The organism is Chryseobacterium tongliaonense (assembly GCF_041224435.1).
GTDB lineage: Bacteria > Bacteroidota > Bacteroidia > Flavobacteriales > Weeksellaceae > Chryseobacterium > Chryseobacterium tongliaoense.
Genome location: NZ_JBGFFD010000004.1, coordinates 180,772 through 206,339 on the forward strand (window position 1 = coordinate 180,772; position 25,568 = coordinate 206,339).

At 36.8% G+C, this 25,568-nt stretch carries 27 protein-coding genes; 11 read left to right on the plus strand and 16 right to left on the minus strand.

All coding sequences use genetic code 11. The features are described 5' to 3' along the window. Positions 1-512: isocitrate/isopropylmalate family dehydrogenase (locus tag AB8P06_RS10750; RefSeq protein WP_369841392.1), on the plus strand; the 512-nt coding region annotated here is incomplete at its 5' end. 57 nt (positions 513-569) lie between these two features. On the opposite strand, the gene AB8P06_RS10755 is transcribed toward AB8P06_RS10750, so the two are convergent. The 9 genes from AB8P06_RS10755 to AB8P06_RS10795 all read right to left on the minus strand — a co-directional run bounded on the left by AB8P06_RS10755 (position 570) and on the right by AB8P06_RS10795 (position 8,922). Continuing rightward, complete coding sequence (locus tag AB8P06_RS10755; RefSeq protein WP_369841395.1) at positions 570-761, minus strand: hypothetical protein; 192 nt, start codon at positions 759-761, stop codon at positions 570-572. A gap of 12 nt (positions 762-773) precedes the next feature. Next, positions 774-1,379, minus strand: coding sequence for a DUF4230 domain-containing protein (locus tag AB8P06_RS10760; protein WP_369841398.1), 606 nt, complete (start codon positions 1,377-1,379; stop codon positions 774-776). Positions 1,380-1,382: 3 nt separating this feature from the next. Beyond that, positions 1,383-1,949, minus strand: a complete 567-nt coding sequence (locus tag AB8P06_RS10765) for a thioredoxin family protein (RefSeq protein WP_369841400.1) — start codon at positions 1,947-1,949, stop codon at positions 1,383-1,385. A 1-nt stretch (position 1,950) separates the two neighbouring features. Next, positions 1,951-2,418, minus strand: coding sequence for a pyrophosphohydrolase domain-containing protein (locus AB8P06_RS10770; RefSeq protein WP_369841403.1), 468 nt, complete (start codon positions 2,416-2,418; stop codon positions 1,951-1,953). Between the two features lie 144 nt (positions 2,419-2,562). Continuing rightward, positions 2,563-2,982 (minus strand): hypothetical protein, encoded by a 420-nt coding sequence (locus AB8P06_RS10775; RefSeq protein ID WP_369841404.1) that lies wholly within the window; start codon positions 2,980-2,982, stop codon positions 2,563-2,565. 10 nt (positions 2,983-2,992) lie between these two features. After that, on the minus strand, positions 2,993-3,700 hold the full coding sequence (locus tag AB8P06_RS10780) for a hypothetical protein (RefSeq protein ID WP_369841407.1): 708 nt from the start codon (positions 3,698-3,700) through the stop codon (positions 2,993-2,995). Positions 3,701-4,134: 434 nt separating this feature from the next. Then, positions 4,135-7,065 (minus strand): reprolysin-like metallopeptidase, encoded by a 2,931-nt coding sequence (locus AB8P06_RS10785; RefSeq protein ID WP_369841410.1) that lies wholly within the window; start codon positions 7,063-7,065, stop codon positions 4,135-4,137. A gap of 203 nt (positions 7,066-7,268) precedes the next feature. Further along, the gene (locus AB8P06_RS10790; RefSeq protein WP_369841412.1) at positions 7,269-7,766 is read right to left on the minus strand and encodes a DinB family protein; all 498 of its coding nucleotides are present in this window, start codon (positions 7,764-7,766) and stop codon (positions 7,269-7,271) included. 16 nt (positions 7,767-7,782) lie between these two features. Then, entirely contained in the window at positions 7,783-8,922 is a 1,140-nt protein-coding gene (locus AB8P06_RS10795) for an acyl-CoA dehydrogenase family protein (RefSeq protein WP_369841415.1), read from the minus strand. A gap of 191 nt (positions 8,923-9,113) precedes the next feature. Between AB8P06_RS10795 and AB8P06_RS10800 the strand changes: the two genes are divergently transcribed. The 5 genes from AB8P06_RS10800 to purF all read left to right on the plus strand — a co-directional run bounded on the left by AB8P06_RS10800 (position 9,114) and on the right by purF (position 14,997). Further along, entirely contained in the window at positions 9,114-10,988 is a 1,875-nt protein-coding gene (locus tag AB8P06_RS10800; protein WP_369841418.1) for an endonuclease, read from the plus strand. A gap of 333 nt (positions 10,989-11,321) precedes the next feature. Next, positions 11,322-11,927, plus strand: coding sequence for a SatD family protein (locus AB8P06_RS10805; protein WP_369841421.1), 606 nt, complete (start codon positions 11,322-11,324; stop codon positions 11,925-11,927). A 2-nt stretch (positions 11,928-11,929) separates the two neighbouring features. Further along, entirely contained in the window at positions 11,930-12,625 is a 696-nt protein-coding gene (locus AB8P06_RS10810) for a DUF3307 domain-containing protein (protein ID WP_369841424.1), read from the plus strand. Between the two features lie 33 nt (positions 12,626-12,658). After that, positions 12,659-13,378 (plus strand): phosphoribosylaminoimidazolesuccinocarboxamide synthase, encoded by a 720-nt coding sequence (purC, locus tag AB8P06_RS10815; protein WP_007839969.1) that lies wholly within the window; start codon positions 12,659-12,661, stop codon positions 13,376-13,378. Positions 13,379-13,497: 119 nt separating this feature from the next. Next, complete coding sequence (purF, locus tag AB8P06_RS10820; RefSeq protein WP_369841427.1) at positions 13,498-14,997, plus strand: amidophosphoribosyltransferase; 1,500 nt, start codon at positions 13,498-13,500, stop codon at positions 14,995-14,997. An 86-nt stretch (positions 14,998-15,083) separates the two neighbouring features. Here the strand turns inward: purF and AB8P06_RS10825 are convergent, their stop codons facing one another. The 5 genes from AB8P06_RS10825 to aroB form a co-directional block, all read right to left on the minus strand. Continuing rightward, positions 15,084-15,797 carry a porin family protein gene (locus AB8P06_RS10825; protein ID WP_369841429.1) on the minus strand — a complete coding sequence of 238 codons (714 nt, stop codon included), beginning with the start codon at positions 15,795-15,797 and terminating at the stop codon, positions 15,084-15,086. A gap of 410 nt (positions 15,798-16,207) precedes the next feature. Next, positions 16,208-16,972 carry a phage tail-like protein gene (locus AB8P06_RS10830; RefSeq protein WP_369841432.1) on the minus strand — a complete coding sequence of 255 codons (765 nt, stop codon included), beginning with the start codon at positions 16,970-16,972 and terminating at the stop codon, positions 16,208-16,210. A gap of 352 nt (positions 16,973-17,324) precedes the next feature. After that, positions 17,325-17,882, minus strand: coding sequence for a porin family protein (locus tag AB8P06_RS10835; protein ID WP_369841434.1), 558 nt, complete (start codon positions 17,880-17,882; stop codon positions 17,325-17,327). A gap of 152 nt (positions 17,883-18,034) precedes the next feature. Beyond that, positions 18,035-18,670, minus strand: a complete 636-nt coding sequence (locus AB8P06_RS10840) for a porin family protein (RefSeq protein ID WP_369841437.1) — start codon at positions 18,668-18,670, stop codon at positions 18,035-18,037. Positions 18,671-18,924: 254 nt separating this feature from the next. Then, positions 18,925-19,971 carry a 3-dehydroquinate synthase gene (gene aroB / locus AB8P06_RS10845; RefSeq protein ID WP_369841439.1) on the minus strand — a complete coding sequence of 349 codons (1,047 nt, stop codon included), beginning with the start codon at positions 19,969-19,971 and terminating at the stop codon, positions 18,925-18,927. A gap of 101 nt (positions 19,972-20,072) precedes the next feature. On the opposite strand from aroB, the gene AB8P06_RS10850 reads away from it, so the two are divergent. Further along, positions 20,073-21,200 carry a pseudouridine synthase gene (locus AB8P06_RS10850; RefSeq protein ID WP_369841442.1) on the plus strand — a complete coding sequence of 376 codons (1,128 nt, stop codon included), beginning with the start codon at positions 20,073-20,075 and terminating at the stop codon, positions 21,198-21,200. Between the two features lie 234 nt (positions 21,201-21,434). On the opposite strand, the gene pncA is transcribed toward AB8P06_RS10850, so the two are convergent. Continuing rightward, positions 21,435-22,040 (minus strand): bifunctional nicotinamidase/pyrazinamidase, encoded by a 606-nt coding sequence (gene pncA, locus AB8P06_RS10855; RefSeq protein WP_369841445.1) that lies wholly within the window; start codon positions 22,038-22,040, stop codon positions 21,435-21,437. 110 nt (positions 22,041-22,150) lie between these two features. Here pncA and AB8P06_RS10860 point away from each other — a divergent pair, with 110 nt between their 5' ends. Genes AB8P06_RS10860 through AB8P06_RS10875 form a run of 4 tightly spaced genes read left to right on the plus strand, consistent with a single transcriptional unit; the run spans position 22,151 to position 24,109 of the window. After that, positions 22,151-22,687: a YfiT family bacillithiol transferase gene (locus tag AB8P06_RS10860; protein ID WP_369841446.1), complete on the plus strand. Its 537-nt coding sequence runs from the start codon at positions 22,151-22,153 to the stop codon at positions 22,685-22,687. Then, positions 22,681-23,142 carry a DUF1569 domain-containing protein gene (locus tag AB8P06_RS10865; protein WP_369841449.1) on the plus strand — a complete coding sequence of 154 codons (462 nt, stop codon included), beginning with the start codon at positions 22,681-22,683 and terminating at the stop codon, positions 23,140-23,142. The genes AB8P06_RS10860 and AB8P06_RS10865 overlap by 7 nt, the downstream gene beginning before the upstream one ends. Next, positions 23,139-23,519, plus strand: a complete 381-nt coding sequence (ytxJ, locus tag AB8P06_RS10870; protein ID WP_369841452.1) for a bacillithiol system redox-active protein YtxJ — start codon at positions 23,139-23,141, stop codon at positions 23,517-23,519. The genes AB8P06_RS10865 and ytxJ overlap by 4 nt, the downstream gene beginning before the upstream one ends. Beyond that, entirely contained in the window at positions 23,516-24,109 is a 594-nt protein-coding gene (locus tag AB8P06_RS10875) for a Crp/Fnr family transcriptional regulator (RefSeq protein ID WP_369841455.1), read from the plus strand. The genes ytxJ and AB8P06_RS10875 overlap by 4 nt, the downstream gene beginning before the upstream one ends. Positions 24,110-24,114: 5 nt before the next feature. On the opposite strand, the gene AB8P06_RS10880 is transcribed toward AB8P06_RS10875, so the two are convergent. Continuing rightward, positions 24,115-25,527 (minus strand): aminotransferase-like domain-containing protein, encoded by a 1,413-nt coding sequence (locus AB8P06_RS10880; protein WP_369841458.1) that lies wholly within the window; start codon positions 25,525-25,527, stop codon positions 24,115-24,117. Between the last annotated feature and the right edge of the window lie 41 nt (positions 25,528-25,568).

Sequence of the window (25,568 nt, forward strand, 5' to 3'; positions counted from 1 at the left end):
TCTGCAGGGAAACCGCAAACGAATATCCTGATGTAGAGCTGGATTTTATGTTTGTAGATAATGCTGCGATGCAATTAATCCTTAACCCTAAACAGTTTGATGTCATTGTCACAGAAAATATGTTCGGCGATATTATTTCAGATGAAGCAAGTGTAATCGGAGGGTCTATCGGACTGCTTCCTTCTGCTTCCATTGGAAATGAAAATGCTTTGTTTGAGCCTATTCACGGTTCTTATCCACAGGCAAAAGGAAAAGGTATTGCGAATCCTGTCGCTTCAATTTTAAGCACTGCGATGATGCTTGACTATCTGAAGCTGGAACAGGCTGCCACTAAACTTAGGGCATCTGTAGAATATGCGATCGAAAATAAATATGTTACGGTAGACCTTAATGATAAGCAACCGTATTCTACAAGTGAAGTAGGGGATTTTATAGTGGATTATATTAAATTTTCAGAAAAGTCTTATTATAATTTTGAGAATATCAAGATCGGAAAATCCACCATTGTATAGTCCAGTTTTTATTTTTTATATTTTAAAAATAGTCTGCCCCTTTATGAGGCAGACTATTTATTTTTTCCGATCTGTATTATCTGTTTTTCCTGTTTTATTGGCAGAAGCTTTCTGTACATCTTCTTTATCAATATCAGGCGGATTGCTTTTTTTTGATGAAGCAGGAATGTTGGGAAAATCCTGATTCTGCTTCTTAGATTCTGCAGCATTGGCAGATTCTTTCTTTTTATCGTTCTTTTTTGAATCCATAGCTTTACATTTTTAGAGTCCTAAAATACCGAGCTGGCCGGTCTTGTCTTCTATAGTGTAATTCAAAGCCTTTGCCAAAACGAAAATATTATTAAGATTTTCCATTAATTGCTTGCGTCCTTCGTTTCTCAACTGATTCTGATCGATGGATTTTACAGCAGCATCTTTTGCCTTCTGAGTGACATTTTTGATGTCTTTCTCAGTAACCCTGTTAAAAAAGGAATCATCAAGAGACTGAATTTCCACACTTGGAGTGATTCTTATATCGGCGTTAGGTAATTCTGTGATAATCAGTTTTTTGTTAATGGAATCTACTTCCATCTTCATTTTATTCAGATCATAGGAAACCTGTGCGTTGGTTTTGGTATACGTAATAATGCTGTTGCTTGAAACCTCATTACCAAAAAGCTCATAGCCCATCTTTGTTTTCTGCATGCTTGAAACATTCTGCTCAAGCACCACCATTTTGTTCATTTTGGAAATCTGGTTGGTCAGAATATAATAATCTGATTTTTCCGTTTTTCCGCCAAGATTAAAACAGGATTTAAGACCAAAAAACAGGAACAGCATGACCAGTATTCCTGCTACAAATGATAAAATTACTTTACTATTTCTCAATATTTATTTTTTAAATATTTCTTTCAGTACAGAGCTGTCGTCTTTTTTAAGAATTTCAACCAGATCTCTTTCGATATAGCCTGTTTTAGGCATTTCTATAATTCGTCCAAGTTCCTCGCCATATTTTTCAACGATAATCGTAGGTACTTTTTGAATGTTATAACGCCCTTCATCCCCGGTAGGAGATTCCTTTTTACGGTTTACGGCAATGATCGTCAGCTTATTGTCCGGATATTTTACTTCTTCCAAAATTTTCATCAGTCTCGGAAAATCCCTGTGGCTGTCTTCACACCATGTTCCCATGAAAACAATAATATTATAAGAAGCCAGCTTAAGTTTTTTCAACTCGGCAACTGCTTTCTCATCAATCGTATATTCATCATGTTCCTTTACATACCAATCGGCGTAAGGAGCTTTCAGAAACTGATCTTTTAACTGATTTCCCAAAAGCATTTTCCCGTCATTCTGGGTTTCTACCTCGCGGTTTACCACTACTTTCTGAGCGCTGTATTGCTGGGCAGCTAAAATAAGGCTTGAAACGGCAACAATATTTGTAATAAATTTTTTCATATTATTTTTCGATAATTGTTTTTAAATCGGCAGGGGAGTAATATTTATTTTTAAGGACTTTATGATCTGTCTCTCTGTAAACATTAAACTTTTCTCCCGATTTTTCATAAAAAGATTCTACTCCTTTTTCTCTGTAAAATTCTGAAGTTTCTTTTGCCTGCTCTTCATTATCGCAAGCTTTTGACATATTAGAACGCTGAACTTCATTGAATAACTCTACAAATTTATTGCCAAGTCCGAATTCAAGGACAGCACCGCTTAAAACATACTGCAGATCACAAAGGGCATCAGCAATTTCCACGATGTCATTATCTTCAATTGCCTGCTTTAATTCGTTTAATTCTTCCTGTAAAAGCTCAACTCTCAGGTTACATCTTTCCTGGGAAGGGATTTGTGGAGTTTCTAAAATAGGGGCTTTAAAAGTAGTATGGAATTCTGCTACTTGGTTCAGACTATCAATTTTATCCATGAATTTTTTTAATTTAAGCAAAGATAGAAAACGATTTTGGAAAATTTATAATACACATGGCATATTGTAACACAAAAAGTATAAAAAATCCACAGCTCAAAAACTATGGATTTTTTTATTTTAAATGTCAGGTTTCTGTAATAATTATTCGAGTTCCTCATATTTCCAGATCCCGGAGATGGCTAAGACCGTTAATCCCGGCTGCTTTTCTCCGTAACCGAATACACCTAAATATTTTGAATGACAGAATGTACAGTCGGTTCCAAAATATAAAGTTGGCAGATCATTGACTGTTACTTCTCCAAAATGCTGCATCCCGGGTGATGTTTCGGTAACCATTCCGTTTTCTAGTAGTTCATTCTTTGACAGTATTTTATCTTCATGATACATCTGAAAGATCGGAAATCCTGATTGGTAGGGTATTATTTCAATAGTATTTTCATGACCGCAATCACAGCATGTAAATTGTGTTACTGCAGACTTCGCAATTTCATCATTACTGAAAATATTTTTTACGATATTAGCTTGTCGACTGATCTTTATTTTTTTTGATATTGAATACATCTGAATTTATTTATTGCTGAATAACCGTACCTACTAAGTTATTGTATTTTCCGCTCGGGCTTTTTTTGATCGTAATTTTTACATATCCTTCTGCGGCTAATTTATTCCATGTTTTCTGATAGCCTGTTGCCGGATCAATCGGGATTTTCCACATGGTCTGTTTACCGTTACCCACCTGATTAAACCAGGGAATAACATCGGCCGTTTGAGACTTGAAAGGTAATGAATTATTCAGAACATCTATTTCATAATAAAAATCGTAAATGTTTTCAGGCTGATTCAGGGCTCTTTGTGAGAAGGTATAAACATATCCGTTTAATATAGGGCTTGTAAAGCTGCCTCCCAGAGTAGGAATCCCGGTTCCGTCATAATTCCCGATAGCGCCACTGTATCTGTCAAATTTTTGTCCGGCCTGGAATGGGACATCGTCGACTATGTTATATCCGCCATTTGCAGGAGGCCATCCGCCATTCAGGTTATTAGCTTTAAAAAGGATTTCCAGTTCGCTCCATTTACCTTGTTTGTATAAATCAAATACCTGATCCCTGATGGTTTGGCTTACTGTTCCTGCTGCATCATAGGTTAAAGCAAGCTCATCAGCATTTTTAAAAAATACAGTTGTAATGTTCGTGTTGTCTGTCTCATCCCTGTCTGAGCTACAGCCCATTGAGAAAAAAGCAATTGCTAAGAAAAAGATAAACTTAAATAAATGTTTCATATAAATATTTTAAATTATGTAGGTGTTTTATGAGCTTTCCGGGGATGATCCATACTTTTTGATCATATAAAATATTTTATGATCTGGATTTTATTCACTAATGTTTTTGGTAGCGAGATTAATTCGGTTTATTGTAAAACCGGTTTCCATCAAAGAATAATTTAAGGGGATTATCTGCTGCCAAAAGAATCGTTGCCGGGAATCTCTTCAGATATAAATTGGCTCAACGGGACAACAGAATAATTCGAATGATAAATTTAATCAAAAAATCAAATACTAAAGAATTATTTTAAAATAAAACATTATTAATGAATTAAATGTGTTTGTAAATATGTTTTTAACAGTATTTTTTCATAAAATACTTATTTCAAAAACAGCAATAAAAAAAGACTGCCTTGTTACGGGCAGCCTTTACATAGTTTACTTTAAGGTTATTAATTTTTAATGAATCTCTTGGTAATTTCTCCAATCTGAATCATATAGGCACCTTTGATAAGATGACTTACATTCACAGCTCCTCTTTCAAGCTTTCCTGAGTTGATTAGTTTTCCACCCATGTCGAAGATTTTGTATTCTTCTGACGTCGTATTTGAAATATTCAGAATATCTCTTACAGGATTCGGATACAGTTTGATATCTTTGATCAGACCTTTCGTATCTAAAAGATCTCCTTTTCCTGAAGAAACGATATTAAGTGTATAATCTTCTACCTGGCCGTAAGTATATGAACCGCAAGATGAAGTAGGTAAGCTACTGTATTTCATCATTACTCTCATTCTTGTATTTCCAAGTGTTGCAGTCGTTGGAATGGTAATACTTCCTGTTGCAGGAGTAGTCGTTGATCCTGCTTTAGACCATGCAAGCTCGCCGCTGTCTGCAAAATCACCATCCTGGTTATAATCAATGTAAACAGCATATGCTTCGCTGTAAACAGTTGAAGTCCACACCGGAGTTACAGAAACCGTATAAGCGCTACCTCTTGTTACATTGCTTGAAACTGAAGTGAAATCCTCGTATCCTGCAGTTCCTGTTGAAGTATTGTTGATGGTTCCGAATTTTACATTTCCGATTCTCTCATCACCGGTATTGGTTGCAGCAGCTGAACAATAGGTAACTGTACTACCTGTAAGAGTGGTTACACTTACTGAATTGCTTGCTACAGAAACATTTCCCGCTGCGTCTTTCGCCTTAACAGTGAAGCTGTACGTGGTTGACGGACTTAAGCTTGTTACGGTATAAGTTGTAGAAGCAGTAGAACCGATCAATGAAGCTCCCTGATATACATCATATCCTGTAACGGCTACATTATCCGTAGCTCCGCTCCATGAAAGGTTGGTGCTTGTAGAAGTAGTTCCTGAAGCTGAAAGGGTAGGTGCTGTAGGAGCAACCGTATCTGTTCCGCCTGAACCTGCATTTACAGTGATGTTGGCATTATTTACGTCAAAGAAAATATGATTGGAACCTTTTACCATAATTCTTCCTGTCGAAGTATTTGAATTCGGAATGGTTACTGCCTGAGTTCCGTCATTAGGAGTTCCGGCTAATAGGGTAGTCCATGTATTTCCGCTGTCGGTTGACCAAAGGATATCTACATTGGCAGCATTTACACCATTGGCTGTAGTTCCTGCTACATTCCAGGTTACGGTTTGAGAGCTTCCTCCGGCATAAGTGGTTGCAGAGTTTTGTGAGCTTACACTGAAAGGACCGGCTGTGGCGTTTACAGTGATTACCGCATCGTCAGAATTGTTTCCTGATCCTCCGGCTCTGTTGTCACGTGTTGTAAATCTGAAGTTTAATGTTCTCGCTACGTTTGATAAAGCTTCAACCGTAATTTCTGATCCCGCAGTGGTTGTAGCGCCAGTAAGTACAGAAGACATTCTGGGGAAGTATCTTACAGGTGAAGTAGTAGGAGTCCATGATCTGAATGTAGGACCTGATGCTTTGGTAGCACTTGCTGCAGAGCTCGCTCCTGTCTGGGAAGAAGAAGCATTATCCATCTGCTCCCAGATATAGGTTAAAGAATCTCCGTCGGCATCTGCTCCCGCTCCGGTCAACATAAACGGTGTACCTTTAGGAATTGTGTAATCCAAGCCTGCGTTAGCCGTAGGAATTGAATTTCCTGTTGCTGTGCTCACCGGACATGTTTTAGCTTTGATGTTATTGGTGATCTGCTGAATGCTGATCGCATGGAAGAAAGCGTCTGAATGCGGCTGGATATCCTGGGATGTAATTCCCGCATACCCCATAATCGTAGATCCTGAACCTGGCTCCATATTGACTCCTGTTCCTTCATTACTCATTGAGAAAGTATGATTTCCGCCAAACTGATGTCCCATTTCGTGGGCTACATAGTCAATATCAAAATTGTCACCTGAAGGAATGGCATCAGCCGGTGAGGTATAACCGCTACCTTTTGAACCGTTGGTACAAACGCAACCGATACAGCCTGCATTTCCACCACCTCCGGAAGCTCCGAATAAGTGACCGATGTCATAATTAGCTTCCCCGATTACAGAAGTAAGGGTAGACTGTAACTGAGAATTCCAGTTGCTCATTCCTGAAGCCGCAGAATAAGGGTCGGTAGAAGCATTGGTATAAATTACCGCATCATTGTTAGCAATAAGAACCATTCTGGCAGCGAAGTCTTTCTCAAAAACACCGTTTACACGGGTCATTGTATTATTCATGGCTGCTAAAGCATTAGCTTTCGTTCCCCCAAAGTAAGTTGTATATTCTCCTGTGCTGGAAAGGGCTAATCTGAATGTTCTCAGTTTAGCATCATCTGCATTGGGTCTTGCAGCAAGATTAGTGTTGGTTACCCCTTTCTGGGCAACATCAATCACGGTACATTCAAATTTATTAAGGTCATCTTTTTTGTCAGACTTTTTATATACTACATAAGTTGACAGATCTTTAGTATAAGGCTCAATGAAAACGGCTGATTTATCACCATAAATTTCCATTGATGACAGTCCTAGCGGAGAAACACTGAAATAAACTGTAGAATTGGAGTCACTCAGACCTTCGCCTACATAAGACTTAATGTCCGGGTATTTTGCGGCAAGGATAGGATCAAAGTTTGAGTTTTCTCTTACTTTGAAGTTTTCCATTTTCCCTTCAGAATTAGGAAAAGAAATAATGATTTCTGATTTTTGACCTGCGGCTAACCTTTTAGGAGCTCTTGCAAGTACACTTTTTAATCCGTTGATGTCAAGACTGTAGATCTTCGGATTGTTGATGTTAGTTTTGTTTTCAAAAACGCCTGTGGATGGCTTTTGTGAACCTTCAGACCAGAGACGGTCGGTCTGAGCGAAAGTGATGCCTGAAATCAGAAGCATCCCAATCATCGATAATTGTCTTTTCATATAAAAATTTGTTTGATTGTGGAATATCAAAGCTAATAAAAAATTTATAACGAAAAATAAAATTTTTTAAGAAATTTTTAGACTTTAACGTTAAAACATTATGCGATACATTGAATATAATTAAATTTATATTGTATCAAAAAAAGAAAATAGCATACGTAAAATACGTATGCTATTCAGTTATTAATGATATAATTCTAAATTTACATTTTATCGTTGGCAGTGGGTCCGTATAATCCGGGAACTTTATTTCCTGTCGATCTCAGATAAACGACCAGCTCACCTCGGTGATGGTATAAATGATTAAACAAAAAACCACGTATCACCTGTACTCTTGGCGTTGGAGGGAAAAGTACGTTTCCGTCCATTTCAATTTTCCATTCGTTAAAGTAGGTGCTTTCATCCGAGTTTTCCAAGACCTGCTGGGCTTTTGCAGCATTTTCTTCAAATTTAGCTACAATATTCTCTGCTCTGGAAATATCACCTTTATCATATCGGTATGCTCCCATATCGAAAATATCCTGATTAAAGGTAGATTCATACCAGTTATAGACTTCTGCAATATGAGAGGCCAGTTGACCGGTTGTCCAGTTTTTTTCAGACGGCTTCCAGTCAAGAGCGTTATCAGGAATCGCCTTTAAAAGTTTTCTGGTGTTTTCAGCTTCATGCAGAAACTCACCCAAAAGCCCTTGTTTGAACATTTTTATACGGTTTAGATTATTTTGTGATATCTCTTCCGATCACCAGTCTCTGAATCTCAGAAGTTCCTTCCCCGATCGTACAAAGTTTAGAATCTCTGTAGTATTTTTCAGCAGGGAAATCTTTGGTATATCCGTAACCTCCGAAGATCTGAACTGCATTGTTTGATATTCTTACACAAGCTTCAGAAGCATATAACTTAGCCATTGCCCCTTCTTTTGTCATTTTCTGCTTAGCATTCTTTAAGGTTGCCGCTCTCTGGATAAGAAGCTCTGCAGCATCAATTTCAGTTGCCATATCAGCCAACATAAAATTAATAGCCTGGAAATCAGAAATTGATTTTCCAAACTGTTTTCTTTCTTTAGCATATTTCAAAGCAGCTTTGTAAGCTCCTCTTGCTGTACCCAAACTCAATGCAGCGATAGAAATTCTTCCTCCGTCAAGGATTTTCATGGCTTGTTTGAAACCTTCTCCTACTTCTCCTAAACGGTGAGAATCCGGTACACGAACGCTGTCGAAGATCAATTCTGCCGTTTCGGAAGCTCTCATTCCTAATTTGTTTTCTTTTTTACCGGAAGTGAAACCAGGCATTCCTTTTTCCAAAACAAAAGCGGTAGAGTTATTTTTAGCTCCTATTTCTCCCGTTCTTGTCATTACAACGGCAATATCACCTGAAATGGCGTGTGTGATGAAGTTTTTAGCTCCATTAATGATCCATTCGTCTCCATCTTTTACAGCAGTAGTAGACATTCCTCCTGAGTCTGAACCTGTATTATGCTCAGTCAGTCCCCAGGCACCGATTACTTTACCCGTTGCCAGTTGAGGAAGCCATTTGTTTCTTTGTTCTTCGTTTCCGAATTCGTAGATATGATTGGTACAAAGAGAATTGTGTGCTGCTACAGAAAGCCCGATAGAAGGATCTACCTGGGAAATTTCATCCAAAATAGCAACATATTCATGATAACCAAGACCAGAACCACCATACTGCTCGGGAACCACAATCCCCATGAAACCCATATCTCCCAACTGATGAAATAAATCTTTTGGAAAAGTCTGGCTTTCGTCCCACTCCATAATATTGGGTCTGATATTTTTTTCAGCAAATTCTTTTGCCGTTTCCGCTATCATTTTAATGTTGTCAATTGTCTCTGTGTTCATATATCTAATTGTTAGTTCTCAAAGATAACCAAATTGTATAAATACAAAAAAAAATTATTGCTGTCATAGGGCTTGATTTGCAATAAATTAATTTTCAATTTATTATATTTCAACAATTAATGTTTTTTTAATAATAATTTCAGAACTTTAAGGAAATTGATTTACTAATTTAGCCTCCCAATTTTTAAGGCATGAAAAAATATCTACTCCTTATTATTCTATTTTCATCATATACCGTTGCGCAGGTACCGGCCGGATATTATGACGGAACAACAGGACTTACAGGATATGCTCTGAAATCAAAACTTCATGATATTATCTCTGAGAAAAATATCAGCTGGCATTATGGTGATCTCACCAATTATTACAACCAGACCGACCTGGATAAATATTATGACCATGATGCAACCAATACAACGATCTTATTGGATATCTATTCTGAGAAACCGGATGGTGCTGACGCTTATGAATATACTACAGCCAATATCATAGGAAGTGCCGGTTCCGAAGGATTGGGATGGAACAGGGAACACATGATGCCGCAAAGCACTTTTTACAGTAATTACCCAATGTATTCCGACCTGTTTTATGTGATTCCTACAGATGCAAAAATCAATCAGCTAAGGAGTAATTACCCATACGGAATCTCGACTACAACTCCCTCCAATGTATTTTATACTTTTACCAATACCTCTAAAATAGGGCTAAGCGCAATTCCTAATTATGTGTATGCAGGCCGTGTTTATGAGCCGATTGATGAATTTAAAGGTGATGTAGCGAGAAGTATATTGTATTTTGCGGTAAGATATGAAGGTAAATTAGGGACTTTTAATTTTAACAACAATCCTAATCCCGCTTCAGACACCAATCCTTTGGATGGTACAGAAGAAAGGGCTTATGACAGTGCTTATATCACAATGCTTCTTCAGTGGCATGCTCAGGATCCGGTTTCCCAAAGAGAAATTGACAGGAATAATGAAGTATATGCGATTCAGAAAAACAGAAATCCATTTATTGACAACCCGCAATGGGTTAATGCAATCTGGAACCAGGTACCGGATAATGTTGCTCCTCAGACGCCGTCTAATTTAACTTCAATACAATCCGGCTCTTATTTTACCACGTTAAGCTGGTTTCCAAGTCCGGATTCAGATGTGATAGGGTATAAAATTTATCAAAATGGAACTTTGGTTGCTTCAACAAGAAGTACTTCCATCAGCATCGACCATCTTGCGCCGTCCACAACGTATAATTTTACCGTTAAAGCTTATGATAACGGCTATCTGATGTCTCCGGACAGCAATACGGCTTCTGTAGCCACTCCTGTTTCTGATACCTATGCCAAAGACTTATTTATTTCTAAATACCTGGAAGGAACCGCCGATAATAAAGCGATCGAAATCACCAACAGAACAGGACATCCCGTAAACCTGAGTAACTACAGATTGTCTATTCAATTTTATGGCAGTGGAAATTATTATTTTCCGGCACCTTATGAACTGGAAGGGATTATTCAGAATAATGAAACTGTTGTGATTGTAAATCCTAATGCTAATTTCTCATGCTTTACTGTCGATCAGGTCAGGTTTGCAACAGCCGTACCACAAATGACATTTACCGGAAGTCAGTATCTGGAATTAAGATATAAATCGGGGACAACGGTTGATGCCGTAGGAATTAGCAGCCAAAATAATTCTTCAACATTAAGCAATGTCTCTTTATATAGAAAACCTAATATCATGCAGCCTTCCACAACATTCAATATTGGGGAATGGGATACTTACGCGAGCAATTACTGTCAGAATGTAGGTGTATTATCTACATCAGATATTTTAGCAGGGAATAAAAAGCTTAAAATCTATCCGAATCCTGTTAACGAAAACATTTACGTAGATGGTGAAACAGAAAATGTAAAATCCGCTCAGATTGTAGACTTTTCCGGGAAAATTATTTATACTGAAAAATCTCCGTTTAAGAATAAGAAAAATATATCCCTACAAAACCTGGCTAAAGGTTCATATTTATTAAAACTTGATGAAAAGGTTTATCAGTTTATTAAGAAATAGGGTGAATAGATTTTGTTTAAACCCCAAATGCCCCAAATGATTTTCACAAATAGCACAATAATAATTGATATAATTTGTGTGAAAATTAATTTTATGTGGGATGAAAACTTATTTAAACACAAATATTACGGATGATATTCACAAATAATACAAGAACAATTAATAAATTCGTATAAAAATTGTGGTTAAAAAGACAAAATTAATTGTTTGCAAACACCGCAAAACCTTTCTGTTAACCTATAATTGATATAAGCAGATTCACTAATAATCAATATCTATAAGTGTTTTGGCTTATATCTTTTATTTATAAGTATTTATGCTTATATTTGCAAAATGATAGCGGTCATTACCGGTGATATTATAAATTCGCAGCACGCAGACACAGAGGTTTGGATCACCAAACTAAAGAATCTTCTGGAAAATTGGGGAAGCTCACCGCTCGTATGGGAAATCTACCGGGGTGATGAGTTCCAGTTTAAATGCGCTATTGATGAAGTTTTCTGGCATTTTTTAGCCATAAAATCCCTTATAAAAAGTCAGGAAAATTTAGACGTAAGAATCGCCATAGGAATTGGTGAGGAAAATTTTTCATCCGAAAAAATCACAGAATCAAACGGAACCGCATACGTACACTCCGGGAGACTGTTAAACGACATTAAGAACGATGGCCACACGGTTGCCATTAAGACCTCCAACGATACGGTAGACAGAGACCTTAATATTCTTTTAAAATGGTCATCCAAAGATTTTGATAACTGGACAATGGCAACTGCTGAGATTATTCATGAGATGATTATGAATAAAGATATTACGCAGGAAGATTTAGCCAAGAAATTTACCATTTCACAATCATCGGTGAGCCAGAGGCTGAAACGGGCCAACTATGACCTTATCGTTGAAACCAATCAATATTTTAAAAAGAAAATTTCGGAACTTTAAGCATGATTTTTATTCAACTCATATTGGCACATTTACTCGGAGATTTTGTTCTTCAGCCAAATTCTTGGGTTGCAGATAAGGAAAGCCATAAGCTGAAAAGTAAATTTTTATACCTTCATATTCTGATCCATGCAATATTGAGCTTTATTTTCCTCTGGAATGCAGAGCTTTGGTGGGTTGCCGTTTTAGTGGGAGTTTCTCATTTTATCATTGATGCTTCCAAACTGATTTTTCAGAATATTAAAACAAAGAAAAGATGGTTTTTTATTGACCAGGCACTTCACATTCTGGTTATCCTGGGAATTTCATTTTATTTTAATGAATATAATCTGGAGTTTTTGAAAGACCAATACTTCTTAAAAATAGCGATGGCTGTTTTATTTTTAACAACTCCGTCATCCATTATCATTAAAATACTTTTGTCTTCATGGACTCCGGTAGCTGAAGCGCAAAATAATATTCAAACCGAATCTCTAACGAGTGCCGGAAAATATATCGGAATTTTAGAACGTTTACTGGTATTCACTTTCATTTTAGTGAATCACTGGGAAGGAGTAGGTTTTATGGTCGCTGCAAAATCGGTATTCAGGTTCAGTGATCTGGCACAGGCCAAACAAAGGAAGCTGACCGAATATGTACTTGTCGGAACGCTTCTGAGCTTTGGAATGGCTGTATTAACAGGAATTTTAATAAAATAATTATAAATCTAACTATAAAAGACAATTTAGAAAATGGAAAAGAAAGAAATGTTGTACGAAGGTAAAGCAAAACAAGTATTTGCAACCGATAATCCTGATCAGGTAGTAGTGCGTTTCAAAGATGATGCTACAGCATTTAATGCTCAAAAAAGAGGATCTGTTGATCTTAAAGGTGAAATGAATAACGCCATCACCACTTTGATTTTTGAATATTTAAATGAAAAAGGGATTAAGACTCATTTCATTAAACAATTGAACGAAAGAGAACAATTGGTAAGAAAAGTTTCTATCATTCCTTTGGAAATGGTGGTAAGAAACTATTCTGCAGGAAGCATGGCACAAAGATTGGGAGTAGAAGAGGGAATCAAATCTCCGGTGACCATCTTTGATATCTGCTACAAAAAAGATGAGTTGGGAGATCCGCTTATCAATGATCACCACGCAGTTTTCTTAGGAGCAGCTACGTATGAAGAGCTTGATGATATGTACGAATTGACTTCAGATATCAATGACATCCTGATTGATCTGTTTGACAGAATGAACATCATCCTGGTTGATTTCAAAATCGAATTAGGTAAAACTTCAGACGGCGAAATCATCCTTGCAGACGAAATCTCTCCGGATACTTGCAGACTTTGGGATAAAGATACCATGAAAAAGCTGGATAAAGACCGTTTCAGAAGAGATCTTGGAGAAGTAACCGAAGCCTATGTTGAGATCTACAACAGATTGAAAAATTTACTTGGTAAGTAATTTAGGCTGGAAGCCAGAAGTTGGAAGCTGGAAGTTTATATAAAATCAAAAGAGGTTTAACAAGAAACTTCGGACTTCGATCTTCCAGCTCCCATCATTATAATTTAGAAAAAATAGAAATGAAAAGTTTAGACATTCATAAAAGTGAATATTTAAAACAGTTTAAAGACCAGACCTACGGAAGGAATCTTTTCAGAACGCAGGAAGAAGAAAGACTGGATGCTCCCAATGAGGAGTGCGGTATCTTCGGAATGTATTCTGATAATGACCTTGATACGTTTTCTCTTTCACAGTTCGGGCTTTTTGCATTGCAGCACAGAGGGCAGGAAGCTTGTGGTATTTCCGTTCTGAAAGACGGAAGAATCACCAATATGAAAGATGAAGGCTTGGTTTTGGATGTTTATAAAGAGATCAAGGATCCTGAAACTTTTATGGGAAATTCTGCAATCGGGCATACCCGTTATACCACTGCAGGAGATAAAAAGAAATATAATTTTCAGCCGTTTTTCGCGAAGAACGAATATGATCAGATTATACTTTCTATCGCTCATAACGGTAACCTTACCAACGCAAAGGAACTTAAAAAAGAACTGGAAGCGGAAGGCGTTGTTTTCAGGGCAACTTCAGACTCTGAGGTTATTTTAAGATTGATTCAAAAAAATCTTGATTTAGGCTTACGAGGTGCTATTAAAGCAACAATGGAGAAAATCGAGGGTGCTTATTCTGTAGTGGGAATGACAAGAAATAAATTCTTTGCATTCAGAGATTTTAACGGAATCAGGCCTTTGGTTTTAGGAGCTGTCGACGAAAAAACATACGTTGTTGCTTCTGAATCAGTAGCTTTAGACGCTGTAGGAGCGCAGTATGTAAGAGATGTTTTACCCGGGGAAATCATTTATACCAATGAGAACGAACCTGGTAAATTGAATTCTTATATGGCCAATGAAGAGAAAGGAAGACAAAGAATCTGTTCTTTTGAATATATTTATTTTGCAAGACCTGACTCTACTTTAGAAAATATCAATGTTTACGAAATCAGAGAAAAATCCGGTGAGAAAATCTGGGAACAGGCTCCTGTAGATGCCGATGTGGTTATCGGAGTTCCGGATTCCGGGGTTCCTGCTGCGATCGGATTCTCAAAAGCGTCGGGAATACCTTTCCGTCCGGTCCTGATCAAAAACAGGTATATCGGAAGAAGTTTTATTGTACCTACTCAGGAAATGAGAGAAAGGGTAGTGAATCTTAAACTGAACCCGATCATCTCTGAAATTAAAGATAAAAGAGTAGTAATCATTGACGATTCTATCGTTCGCGGAACCACTTCTAAAAGATTGGTTAAAATCCTGAAAGATGCCGGAGTAAAAGAAATTCACTTCAGAAGTGTTTCACCACCGATTATTGCACCTTGCTATTTAGGAATCGATACGCCTTCAAAGGATGATCTGATTTCAGCCAATATGAGCACGGAAGAGCTTAAAAATTACCTGGGGGTTGATTCTTTAGAGTTTTTAAGTACCGAAAATTTAAAAGAGATTTTAGGTTCTTCAAACCATTGCTTCGGATGCTTTACGGAAGAGTACCCTGTAGGAAAAGGAGAAGAATTGGAATTATTTAATTAATTCAAAATACCATAAAAAAGAAAGGTCAGGTTTAATTGCTTAAACCCGACCTTTTCTATTAAGGTTAAAATAATGGTTGATTGGTTTTAAAATTTATAGTTTACTCCTAACTGGAATACCCTGTTGTTATTAGCATTAATCCCTTCAGGTGTATCTTTTGCAATATCCGTCAGGCTGTTAACGTATCTCGCATTGATGCCGATGTTTTTAGTGACATCAACTCCCAACCCAAGTCCTAAACCGAAATTGAATTTATTGATCGCATCTTTATCTATGCTTTCAGAATTCGACTGGGTTTGTGTAGCGGTATTGTTCCCGGTTGTGGTTGTAATGGTAGATTCACCCTTAGTTTTTCCACTCAAAAAATAGCTGAACTCAGGGCCGGCTTCAAAATAAAAGTTTTTTAAAGGCCTGAACTGTACCATCAAAGGAACCGAGATATAATTTAAATTCACTTTTTCATCTTTCTGCATCTTCACCGTGGTATCTCCTGTGGTAACGCTTGATGAGGAAATTACACTTCTTGCTCCCATTTCATTGTATAAAACTTCCGGCTGTAAGCTGATTTTCTCAGATAAAGGAACATTCACAAAAGCACCTGCATGAAATCCTATCTTCTGATTATTGGTACTCAGTTTCTGCTCACTGAATGAGGCGGCATTGGCTCCTGCTTTAATACCGAATCTGATGGGATCTTTTTCTTTATTAACAGTAGTGGTTGTAACAACGGTTGTTGTCGTTTCCTGAGCAAAGGCTAATGAGCCAGCGACTATTGCTAGTCCTAGAAATAACTTCTTCATAATTTCATTTTTTATTTTACTATTTTTTGCCTAATCGTTTAATCAGACCATGAATACTTTACAAAAGACTTGCCAAAATCTTTATATAGTGAATTATAAAAAAAGGAATAACGAGAGCTGATTAAAGATCAACATAAGTAATTGTTTTATGTTGTAAAAAATTAATCATATTAATAAAATTGATTAAAAAATTATGTTAAAAACAGAAAAATAAAGCCGGCTTAAAATTATATTAAAATTAAAGCAGAAATGATAATAAATCTAAAAATAGAAAGATTTAGCACAGATTTACCGACAAGAATTAAACGAAAAGATCAGGCTTAAATCAATTAAACCCGACCTTTTCGATTGAAACTAAAATCTGTTACTTAACAGGCATGATAAGTATTTGCATATTTTGAAGCACATTTCTACTGTCTCTGCAAATGAAAAAAAGTATATCCCGTCGCTGTAGTAGCAGTGATAGGTACATTTGTACTACAATTTACAGGATAAGCATATCCTATAATTTTTACCTGGTCTCCTTCATTTAGAAAATAGGACGCGGAAGTATTGGCCGGTCCCATATCAGGAACACTGCCGTTTATTTGTCCTCCATTTACACCTATATAAGAATTGCCTATTGCTATCGTGTTTCCGTTTACTTGTATATAAACCGCATTGTTATAAGAACAGCCTGTACTATGACGGAACGCCGCACTCATATTATACCATCCTTTTTTGCCTGCCGGTACCGTGAATATTCCATTACTAAATGCCGAACCGAAATCATTTCTTTGTGCCACCCAATCAGAAATTGTAATGAATTGTCCTGCAGATATAGGTTGAGTACCCGCAGAAAAAGCAGAAAACCCCATAGCAGTATCAGCTTTAAGAGGGATCCACTGACTGCCATTATTATAATATAATCCAGGGGCAACATTGTTAGGTGCTGTTCCGGCTGTAGCTGTATTATATACTACCATACCTTCTACATGGGCAGTAAGTGGGTTAGGAACATTGGTACTCGCTAAAGCTACGCGGTTGGGTAGAAGCCCTTTATTGGATGAACCAAGATCGAGGCTTGCATTCAGATTGGGGTTTGCAATACCAATTCCTACACTTCCGGATTGAGCAAATACGGAAAAAAAATTAAAGACAACCAATACTAAAACAAAAAACAATTTTTTTTTCATTGTAAAATATATTTAGGATTTATAATTTCAGGAATCTTGATCTTATGAATAATTTTGTCTGATTATTCGAACACGCTTTATCTATTGCAGTTGCTTAACTTCAGGTCGATAAAATTAATTAAAATTTTTTCCGATAAATTTGAGAATCTGTAGAAAGAAAGATAGGCTCGCGTAGAAATTTTTCTATAAGATAATCGGTAGAAAGTATTTCAGAATTGCATACTAACCCCAATTATTCGTTAATATGAAGGAATAAAATATCAGCTTTGAGAAAGTTTCCTATCAAAAAATAAAACGAAAAGGTCAGGCTTAATAAATTAAACCCGACCTTTTCTATTGAAATCAAAATCTGTTACTTAAACTTATAGGCAAGACCTACCTGGAATACATTATTTTTTCCGTCAGCCTGTACACCGCCTGTTTCTTTAGCAATATCTATTACACCGGCAACATATCTTGCGGTAACACCAATGTTATCCGTAAAATAATAACCGGCTCCAAGACCGATACCGAAGTCAAATCCTTTGATATAATCGTTTCCGCTTACTGATACTGACTGATATTTGAATTTGGAATCTACCAGGAAGCTGAATTGTGGCCCTGCTTCAAGATAAAATTTCGGAGTAGCATTATACTGGAACATTACAGGAACCGAAATATAACTTAAATTGACTTTAAGGTCATCATTTCCGTCTGCTTTTGCTCCCACGCCATTGTATAAAATCTCAGGTTGGATGCTGAAAGTTGAAGCAATCGGAAGGTTCATAAATGCACCACCATAAAATCCGGCTTTAGCTTTAGAATCACCTCCTGAAATCGTAGAAACGTTAAGACCTGCTTTTACTCCAAATTTCTGTGCAAATGTAAAAGAACCGGCAACTATTGCTAATCCTAAGAATAATTTTTTCATGGTTATAATTTTATTTATTTGAACTTGTTTTATACAAATATCCTACCAAAAAATGTTAATTTATGAAATAATTACTAAAAAAGGCTAGATTTAATTAAAATCTAACCTTTTTCTATTGAAACTTAAAATTTGTTAATTGAATGGGGTATTCCTTAGAATTTATAAGCTAAACCTACCTGGAATACATTGTTTCTTACTGCATCAGATCCGTTAGGTCTGTCTTTAGCAACGTCTGTTAAACCTGCTACATATCTTGCAGTAATACCGATGTTATCAGTGAAATAATATCCTGCTCCTAAACCGATACCAAAGTTGAATGTTTGTAAATCATCTTTGTAGTTATCAGAGGTAGATGAATTACCTGTACTTTCATTTTTCACTTTATTTTTTGCGCTTACCATGAATCCGAATTCAGGACCTGCTTCTAAATAAAGGTTTGGAATCACATTATACTGGAACATTACCGGCACTGCGATGTAGTCTAATTTACTTGAAGCTGAAAATTTAGTTCCTGCTACAGTGTAATCTGCTTTGCTACCATACTGAGAATACAATACCTCAGGCTGGATGCTGAATGAACTAGCAATTGGGATATTTGCAAATACTCCGGCGTTAAAACCTATTTTAGATTTTTGATCATCTAAGCCCTCATCTTTAGAAAGAGAAGAAACATTCATCCCACCCTTAATACCGAATCTGATCGGAGAAGCTGATGAAGTAGAATTTGTTTGCTGAGCAAAAGCAAATGTACCTGCTGTAAGTGCTATTCCTAAAATTAACTTTTTCATAATTTTGATTTTTAATATTTACTATTCTAATTTTAAATTTTACTACTGTCAATTTTTCGATTGACGCAGAGTATCTTTCAAATTGCTTGCCAAAGTAAGTATTATGATAAATATCAGTAAAAAACCACCCGTTAAAACAGATGGTTTTATTTTAAAATTACTTATAAATCAATTGATTGCATAACCGATTAAACGTTTGTTTAGAAAAAGTCTAAATTATTGAAATTATGAAAATCAGACCTGTTTTTTATCCATTAAGCGTCATTTAATTTTCTGTAAAAGCTCAAAGATCCGGCTATATTTTGCTGACTGCATTCATAATCATAGGTACAGAAACCGATTTCCGTAAGTAAGGAAAAGTTGATTTTACTATCCGTATTCTTTTTATCATTCAGTAATAAAGCAAAAATATCCTCATCTTTAAAATCAGTAATATCCAGGTACGGATAATATCTCTGGATATTTTCGATGATGATCTGAGCATCTTCTTCGGAAATTAAATTTTCAAGATAAGCAAGATGAGCTTCACAGATCATTCCTGCTGCTACAGCCTCACCATGTAAAACAGGATTTCCCTGTTCCAGGCACAGGCTTTCAATAGCATGACCGATTGTGTGGCCGAAATTCAGGGTCTTTCTGATATTTTTTTCATGAAAATCTTTTTCTACCACATCCTGTTTAATATCCATAGAAGTCTGAATATGGGGAATAAGAGCTTCCGTATCAAGTGTATGGATCTTAATAAGGTTTTCCCAATGGGCTTTATCGGCAATTAACCCGTGCTTGAGCATTTCTGCAAAACCACTTCTTAATTCTTTAAACGGGAGAGTATCTAAAAATTTAGGATACACAAAGATCTGTTCCGGAAAGGTAAAAGTTCCGACCATATTTTTATAATGCATCAGGTCAATTCCTGTTTTTCCGCCGATAGATGCGTCACACATTGATAAAAGAGTGGTTGGGATATTGATAAACTGGATTCCTCTTTTATAGGTGGAAGCCACAAAGCCACCCATATCTGTAATAACACCACCACCGAGATTGATAACTAAAGCCTTCCGGTCTGCTTTCATTTCCGTCAGAATTTCCCAAAGCTGGTTAGCTGTCTGAATATTTTTCATTTCTTCACCGGCTTCGATCTCGAGAATCTCAAAAGCCAGATCGGTTTCCATATTTCCTAAAAGAATGGGCAGACAGTATTCATGTGTATTTTCATCAACCAATATAAAGATTTTGCTGAAAGATTTTTCGTGTAAAAAGTCATTTAATTGAGAAAAACTATCGTTTAATAATGTTATCATTTTCGGATTTTCTATAAATTTAATTATAAACTATACTGCAAAGTTATGATTCTTAATTTTTAACTCGTAACTAAATTACTATCTTTGCAGAAATATTTAGAATGAGCAGAGACAATAATAATTCAGGAAGACCTAAAAGACCCAGAGTTTCAACAAGAAATTCCGGAAGTTCTCGCGCTCCTAAATCTGGAAATTCTTCAGAGTCAAAACCTTTTAAAAAGCCGTTTTCAAAAAGTGGTGACAAGAGTTTTGGTGAAGCCAATTTTGATAACCGCGATGAAAATCAAAACTCAAAATCAGAGAGAACCCCTTACGTTACCAATAAAAGTAATGATAAAAAACCTTTTGGAAGATCAAATTCAAAAAGAGGCGGAAGAGATTTTGACACCAGGGATAAGTACGAAAGAGGCAGCTTAAAATATGGTAGAAGACCTTCTAGTGGAGACGGCAGAGATGAAGACAGGGCAAAATCTTTTGTACAGAAGAGAAGATTAAACAAAATAGAGAAAGATGTACATAAAGACACGATTCGTCTTAATAAATACATTGCAAATTCCGGAATATGCAGCAGGAGAGAAGCTGATGAGCTGATCACCCAGGGCTTGGTAGAAGTAAACGGAGTGGTAGTAACTGAAATGGGATACCAGGTTCAGAAAACCGACAAAGTAGTTTTTGACGGCCAGAGCATTACCCCGGAAAAGCCTGTTTATGTACTTCTGAATAAGCCTAAAGGCTATATTTCAACTACCAAAGATGATAAGGCAAGAAAAACCGTAATGGATCTGGTAGCAAATGCTTCCCCATACCGTGTTTTTCCTGTAGGAAGATTAGACCGTTCCACAACAGGGGTTATCTTATTAACCAACGACGGGCACATGACAAAAAAACTGACGCATCCTTCTTTTGAAGCGAAAAAGATTTATCATGTGACTCTGGATAAGAAATTAACGCATGAAGATATGAAGCTGATCGTAGAAGGAATCCGTCTGGAAGAAGGAGTGGTAAAAGTAGACCAGATTTCATTCATTGAAGGAAAACCGAAAAATGAGATCGGAATTGAAATTCATATCGGATGGAACCGTGTGATCAGAAGACTATTCCAGAGATTAGGATATGAAGTGGAAGCTTTAGACAGAGTAATGTTTGCAGGCCTTACCAAAAAGAACATCAAAAGAGGACACTGGAGAATCCTTTCGGAACTGGAAGTGAATAACCTGAAAATGCTTTAAGAGTTATAAGTTTTGAGTTATGAATGATGAGTTATATGAGTTATGAGTTTTTAATTTATTCTTAAACATTCAGCAAAATATAAAGCGTGGTAATTTAATTATCACGCTTTTTTATGGTCTTAAAATTTTTTTGTCTAGCTTTTTCTATAAATAAAATGATCAGTAAATAGTTGGGATACCTTTACAATAATACCCAACTCATAACTCATCATTCATAACTTATAACTCAAAAACCTATCCCAGAACAGTTACCCCTTTCTGAATCATTTCATAGATGGCATCCCTGCCGTTATCAGGTTTTACGTTCACAGCGCGAGTTCCGTTGAAATGCAGACAGGTTACATATCCGTTGGCTACTGCATCGGTAGAAGTAAATTTTACACAATAATCCAGAGCTAAACCAACAATTTCCAATAGCTGGATATCATGGTATTTCAGGAAATCATCAAGACCGGTTTTCATGAAGTGATTGTTATCCTGGAAACCACTGTAACTGTCAATTTCAGGGTTCTTGCCTTTTTGTATAATATGAGTTACCTTGTCTCTGTTCAGGTCCTTATGAAATTCGGCTCCGAAAGTTCCCTGTACACAATGATCAGGCCACATAAACTGTGGAACGCCATTCAGAATAATACTTTCACCTACTTTTTTGCCGTTATTGCTGGCAAAACTTTTATGATCGGCCGGATGCCAGTCCTGGGTAAGAACGATCTGATCATATTCATTTTCTTCCATCAGAAGGTTGATATAAGGAATTATTTCGTTTGCTCCCGGAACCGCCAAAGCACCGCCTTCACAAAAATCATTCTGTACATCTACTATTATTAACGCTTTTTTCATATTTAGATTTCTCGAATTTTTGATAAATTTACAAAAAACTAATGCGCAAAAATTTGTCCAAAACAGAATTATCGGACAAATCGGCCATATTAAAATCTAATACTAATATAATGAATGACTTGGAGCAAAAGAAATACCCTATAGGAAAGTTTGAACCCTCTGAACCTATCTGTGACGTCAAACTTGATGAGCATATTAAAGTAATCAAAAACTTTCCGGAAAAACTTAAAAATCTTATCGAAGACTTTAATGATGACCAATTAGATACCCCATACAGAGAAGGTGGCTGGACGGTAAGACAGCTTGTCAATCATATTGCCGACAGCCATATTAACAGTTTTATCCGTTTTAAACTGGCGATCACTGAAGATAATCCTACCATCAAACCTTATGACGAAGCCAAATGGGCAGAGCTTCAGGACAGTGTAAATATGCCGGTAAAACCTGCGATGAGAATGATCAAAGGAACTCATCAGCGATGGACAGCCCTGCTTAAAACCCTCACCAATAAACAATTTGAGAGAACTTTTCATCATCCTGAAATGAATAAGGATTATGACCTGAGGTATTATCTTGCTTTCTATGTATGGCATTGTGACCATCATTTTGCCCATATTCAAAATCTGAAGATAGAAAAAGGTTGGTAAAAAAAAGTCTTCATAATCCTGTCTGTTTCGGGGAAATTATTACCAGGATTTCCATGTTATCTGAAAATTCTCCAAAAAAATGGGGCCAGATGAGTGTTGCCCAGATGCTGAAACATTGCGATTTTGTCCTTCAGATTGCACTTAAAAAAATTCATCTTCCGCCTATTAATGCTCTTTTTGGGACAATAGGAAGGGTCACTAAAATAGAAATGCAGATTTTCAATAACGGAATTCCCCGAAATATGCCTACTTTTCAAAAACTTATCGTTAATTTTGAATGTAATTTTGATGAAGCAAAAGAAAGCCTTCTGAAAACATTGGACGATTATCAGCTGGCCTATCAAAACAACTTACTCCCGGATTATCATGTTCTTTTTGGAAAAATGAAAGAAAAGGATTGGGGATTTCTGGAGTATAAGCATCTTGATCATCATCTTAAACAATTTAATGTATGAGTTTTTTTGATAAAATATTTGGTGGAAAAGAAGAAAATCCCGAACAAAAATCTTTCTGGAAAAAAATAGAATCTGAAGATGATTTAGCAAAAGCTATTGAATATTCTTTTCATCATAAAATTGCGATTTTTAAACACTCAACGAGTTGCTTCATCAGCAAAACCGTATTGAGAAATTTTGAAAAAGAAGTAAATAACAGTGATGAGAAAGCTGATTTTTATTTCCTTGATTTATTAGCATACAGACCGCTTTCAAACAAAATAGCAGCAGACTTCGGGATCAGACACGAAAGCCCGCAGTTAATTGTCATAGAAAACGGGAAAGCTGTCAGTAATGCTTCACATCAGCACATATCCTTAAGCCAGATCGTATCATGAAGAATATCAATAATTATTTAGCAAAAGTTTTAAATGTTCCTATTGAAAAAGTGAACATGTGCAGTCTGCATTATGAAGTAAAGAAAATCCCTAAAAACCAGTTTCTTTTACAATACGGTGAGATCTGCAGATATATATTCTTTGTGGAAAAGGGCCTTTTAAAAATGTATTCCATCGATAAAAACGGAAAGGAACACATTATACAGTTTGCCCCGGAAAGCTGGCTGATTTCAGACAGAAGCAGCCTTTATTTCAACGAAAAATCAATTTACTATATTGAAGCTGTTGAAGACTGTGAGATCCTGTTTTTGCACCCTGATTTCTTTAATAAGCTGGTTGAGCAGTTTCCAAACAGTATTGAAAGAAGCGATATCCTGCTGCAGAAACACATCAGAAGCCTTCAGAACAGGATCAATTCTTTATTGGGAGAAACGGCAGAAGAAAGATACCTGAAATTCATCAAAATGTATCCCGATTTGTTGTTGAGAGTCCCGCAATGGATGATTGCTTCGTACTTGGGAATTACCCCTGAAAGTTTAAGCCGGGTAAGAAAAGAACTGGCAAGAAAGAATTTTGTAGCCGATAAATAATCAGATCAAATCATTTTCGCAAGACTCCCGATCTGCCTTAATTTTGTCTGGGTTTCCTCCGACCAGGGAAGGCCGATGCAAAGCCGCATACAGTTTTCAAACTGATCCTGTAAAGTAAACATTCTGCCGGGAGCAATGCTGATATTTTGTTTGATCGCAAGATCATATAAAGCTCTCGTATCAATCTTTTTATCAAATTCCACCCAAAGAGAAAGCCCTCCCTGCGGCCTGCCTGTTTTTGTACCTTCAGGAAAAGATTCAGCTATGGTCTGCACATAATTCTGGTAATTGCTCTGTAGGGTTCTTCGCAGTTGCTGCAGATGCTTTTCATATTTTCCGGTTTTCAGGAAATTGGCAACCGCTTCGTTTACAATTGAAACAGAAGAAGTGGAATGAAGCAGTTTAAGCTTCAGTATTTTATCTTTGTATTTTCCGGGAGCAATCCAGCCCACACGATATCCCGGCGCCAGTGTTTTTGAAATCGAGCTGCAGTACAGAACGTTTCCTTCCTTGTCAAAAGATTTGCAGCATTTAGGCCGGCTTGCCCCAAAATAAAGATCTCCATAGACATCATCTTCAATCAGGGGAATCTCATTTTCTGCCAGAAGTTTTACCACTTCTTTTTTATTCTCATCCGGCATACAGCTGCCTAAAGGAGTATTATAATTGGGAATCAGCAGGCATATATTGATTTCAGGGATCATTTTCTTTAAGGCTTCAATTTCAATGCCTGTAGTAGGATGGGTAGGCAATTCCAAGACCTTTAATCCCAATCCGTTGGCCAGTTGTAAGATCCCGGGATAACATGGGCTTTCAATAGCAATCGTATCACCGGGTTTCCCTAAGGCCATCAGACAGAAAGCCAGGGCATTCAATCCTCCGTTTGTCGTTACCAGATCATTTTCGCTAAAGTTTCCGCCCCATAATAATGACCGTAATGCAATTATCCTTCTGAGTTTCAGATTTCCCTGTAGCTCTTCATATTCAGTTCCGCCTTCTTTCAGTTCACGGGTTGCATTCACGATTTCCTTTTTGAGTTTTGCCTGTGGCAGCAAGTCTCCGGAAGGAATTCCTATCGAAAAAATGGTCAGCCCTTTTTTACCCATATTTTCATATACTTTACTGATCAGCTCATCCGGTTCATCATTATTAGCCATTAAAGAAGGACGGCTTACATCAGGCAAAGGAAGTTTTATAGAGAAAAAAGGGCTCACAAAATACCCTGATTGCGGCTTGGATTCTATTAATGATTGAGATTCCAGTTCCAGAAAAACACGTTTTGCCGTATTCATACTGATCTGATATTCCTGACAGAGCATTCTCACAGACGGAAGCTTGTCTCCCGCCTTCAATACGCCGTTTTTGATCTGGAAAGCAATTCCGTTTGCAATCTCTGTATATAAAAATTCTTTGCTCATACTCAAACTGTGTCCATGCAAATATACAAAACTGAGACTGT

Bases quoted from the DNA above. Each gene is read 5' to 3' on its own strand.
- AB8P06_RS10875 (WP_369841455.1), top strand. From the start codon at position 23,516: ATGAAGAATATCAATAATTATTTAGCAAAAGTTTTAAATGTTCCTATT.
- AB8P06_RS10795 (WP_369841415.1), bottom strand. From the start codon at position 8,922: ATGAACACAGAGACAATTGACAACATTAAAATGATAGCGGAAACGGCA.
- aroB (WP_369841439.1), bottom strand. From the start codon at position 19,971: ATGATAACATTATTAAACGATAGTTTTTCTCAATTAAATGACTTTTTA.
- AB8P06_RS10775 (WP_369841404.1), bottom strand. From the start codon at position 2,982: ATGTATTCAATATCAAAAAAAATAAAGATCAGTCGACAAGCTAATATC.
- ytxJ (WP_369841452.1), top strand. From the start codon at position 23,139: ATGAGTTTTTTTGATAAAATATTTGGTGGAAAAGAAGAAAATCCCGAA.
- AB8P06_RS10755 (WP_369841395.1), bottom strand. From the start codon at position 761: ATGGATTCAAAAAAGAACGATAAAAAGAAAGAATCTGCCAATGCTGCA.
- AB8P06_RS10835 (WP_369841434.1), bottom strand. From the start codon at position 17,882: ATGAAAAAATTATTCTTAGGATTAGCAATAGTTGCCGGTTCTTTTACA.
- AB8P06_RS10825 (WP_369841429.1), bottom strand. From the start codon at position 15,797: ATGAAGAAGTTATTTCTAGGACTAGCAATAGTCGCTGGCTCATTAGCC.
- AB8P06_RS10805 (WP_369841421.1), top strand. From the start codon at position 11,322: ATGATAGCGGTCATTACCGGTGATATTATAAATTCGCAGCACGCAGAC.
- AB8P06_RS10840 (WP_369841437.1), bottom strand. From the start codon at position 18,670: ATGAAAAAGTTAATTTTAGGAATAGCACTTACAGCAGGTACATTTGCT.
- AB8P06_RS10765 (WP_369841400.1), bottom strand. From the start codon at position 1,949: ATGAAAAAATTTATTACAAATATTGTTGCCGTTTCAAGCCTTATTTTA.
- AB8P06_RS10850 (WP_369841442.1), top strand. From the start codon at position 20,073: ATGAGCAGAGACAATAATAATTCAGGAAGACCTAAAAGACCCAGAGTT.
- AB8P06_RS10785 (WP_369841410.1), bottom strand. From the start codon at position 7,065: ATGAAAAGACAATTATCGATGATTGGGATGCTTCTGATTTCAGGCATC.
- AB8P06_RS10780 (WP_369841407.1), bottom strand. From the start codon at position 3,700: ATGAAACATTTATTTAAGTTTATCTTTTTCTTAGCAATTGCTTTTTTC.
- AB8P06_RS10770 (WP_369841403.1), bottom strand. From the start codon at position 2,418: ATGGATAAAATTGATAGTCTGAACCAAGTAGCAGAATTCCATACTACT.
- AB8P06_RS10880 (WP_369841458.1), bottom strand. From the start codon at position 25,527: ATGAGCAAAGAATTTTTATATACAGAGATTGCAAACGGAATTGCTTTC.
- pncA (WP_369841445.1), bottom strand. From the start codon at position 22,040: ATGAAAAAAGCGTTAATAATAGTAGATGTACAGAATGATTTTTGTGAA.
- AB8P06_RS10810 (WP_369841424.1), top strand. From the start codon at position 11,930: ATGATTTTTATTCAACTCATATTGGCACATTTACTCGGAGATTTTGTT.
- AB8P06_RS10830 (WP_369841432.1), bottom strand. From the start codon at position 16,972: ATGAAAAAAAAATTGTTTTTTGTTTTAGTATTGGTTGTCTTTAATTTT.
- AB8P06_RS10790 (WP_369841412.1), bottom strand. From the start codon at position 7,766: ATGTTCAAACAAGGGCTTTTGGGTGAGTTTCTGCATGAAGCTGAAAAC.
- purF (WP_369841427.1), top strand. From the start codon at position 13,498: ATGAAAAGTTTAGACATTCATAAAAGTGAATATTTAAAACAGTTTAAA.
- purC (WP_007839969.1), top strand. From the start codon at position 12,659: ATGGAAAAGAAAGAAATGTTGTACGAAGGTAAAGCAAAACAAGTATTT.
- AB8P06_RS10800 (WP_369841418.1), top strand. From the start codon at position 9,114: ATGAAAAAATATCTACTCCTTATTATTCTATTTTCATCATATACCGTT.
- AB8P06_RS10860 (WP_369841446.1), top strand. From the start codon at position 22,151: ATGAATGACTTGGAGCAAAAGAAATACCCTATAGGAAAGTTTGAACCC.